The organism is Kitasatospora sp. NPDC059803 (assembly GCF_042732255.1).
Classification (GTDB): domain Bacteria; phylum Actinomycetota; class Actinomycetes; order Streptomycetales; family Streptomycetaceae; genus Kitasatospora.
This window is the reverse complement of record NZ_JBHWIJ010000196.1, coordinates 6,539-7,595: the sequence shown is the minus strand read 5'-3', so window position 1 is coordinate 7,595 and position 1,057 is coordinate 6,539. Positions and strand designations below refer to the sequence as shown.

Annotated in this window: 2 protein-coding genes; both read left to right on the top strand. The window is 76.3% G+C overall.

Annotated elements, in window-relative coordinates:
- Positions 1-467 (top strand): class I SAM-dependent methyltransferase (locus ACFV6I_RS26725; protein ID WP_380428083.1); only part of this gene is annotated, 467 nt, incomplete at its 5' end.
- Between the two features lie 102 nt (positions 468-569).
- A complete protein-coding gene (locus ACFV6I_RS26720; RefSeq protein WP_380428081.1) occupies positions 570-1,022 on the top strand; it encodes a DeoR/GlpR family DNA-binding transcription regulator in 453 nt (150 codons plus the stop codon).
- Positions 1,023-1,057 lie beyond the last annotated feature (35 nt).

Below are 1,057 nucleotides of genomic sequence, written 5' to 3'. Positions count from 1 at the left end.
GCCGGCCGGCCGGGAGCGCGCTGCGGGCCCCACTGGCCGCCGACCTGCGCGGCGACTGGGCCGACGCCCTCACCGCGGCCGGCTTCCAGCCCGCCGAGCCGACCGCCTGGCTCGCCGAGGGCCTGCTGCCCTATCTGCCCGCCGCCGCCGAACAGCGGCTCGCGGCCGCCGTCGACCGACTCGGCGCCGCCGGCAGCACCTTGGCGTACGAGGCCAGGCTCGGACCGGAGTCCGCGGCGGTCCGCGACAACCCCGTCTACACGACCGCCCGCGAGCGGCTCGGCGTCGACCTGCTCGCCCTGTTCGACGCCGGGCCGCGCCCCGACACCACCGCCGATCTCACCGCGCGCGGCTGGTCCACCACCGTCCACACCCCGTTCGACTTCACCCGCCACTACGGCCGCGGCCCCCGGCCCGAACCCCACGACGCCTTCGCCGCCGACCGCTGGGTCTTCGCCACCCGGTGACGCCCCCGCTCCGGGCCGCCCGGCCGGCTTGCGCGGTTCTGCGCACAGTCCGCCGCCCCACGGGCCCGGCGTGATCCAACGGACACGCCCTAGACTTCGGCCATGCTCAAAGCCGACCGTACCGCCCGGATCCTCGCCCACATCACCGAGGCGGGCAGCGCCGATGTGCACGAGCTGGCCGGTCTCCTCCAGGTGTCACCGGCCACCGTCCGCCGGGACCTCCAGGAACTGCACGAGCAGGGCCTGCTGCACCGCACCCGTGGCGGGGCGGTCACCGGTGCCGTCAACCTCGAACTGCCGCTGCGCCACAAGCACGGGACGCGGCAGGCCGAGAAGCGGCGGATAGCGCTGGCGGCCGACCGGCTGGTGCCGGACGGGTCCGTGGTAGGCCTGACGGGCGGCACGACGACGAGCGAGCTGGCCCGGGTGCTGGCCGAGCGCGGCGGGATCACCATCGTGACCAACGCGGTCAACATCGCGGCGGACCTCATCGTCCGGCCGGACGTCCGCCTGGTGGTGGGGGGGGGGGGGGGGGGCGGCCCCGAGTTTAGTTGAGGTGGGGGGGGCGGCGGCGCGCGAGTGGTGCCGTG

What these genes read in the sequence shown, in the direction of transcription:
- ACFV6I_RS26720 (WP_380428081.1), top strand. Translation starts at nt 570, where the DNA reads ATGCTCAAAGCCGACCGTACCGCCCGGATCCTCGCCCACATCACCGAG.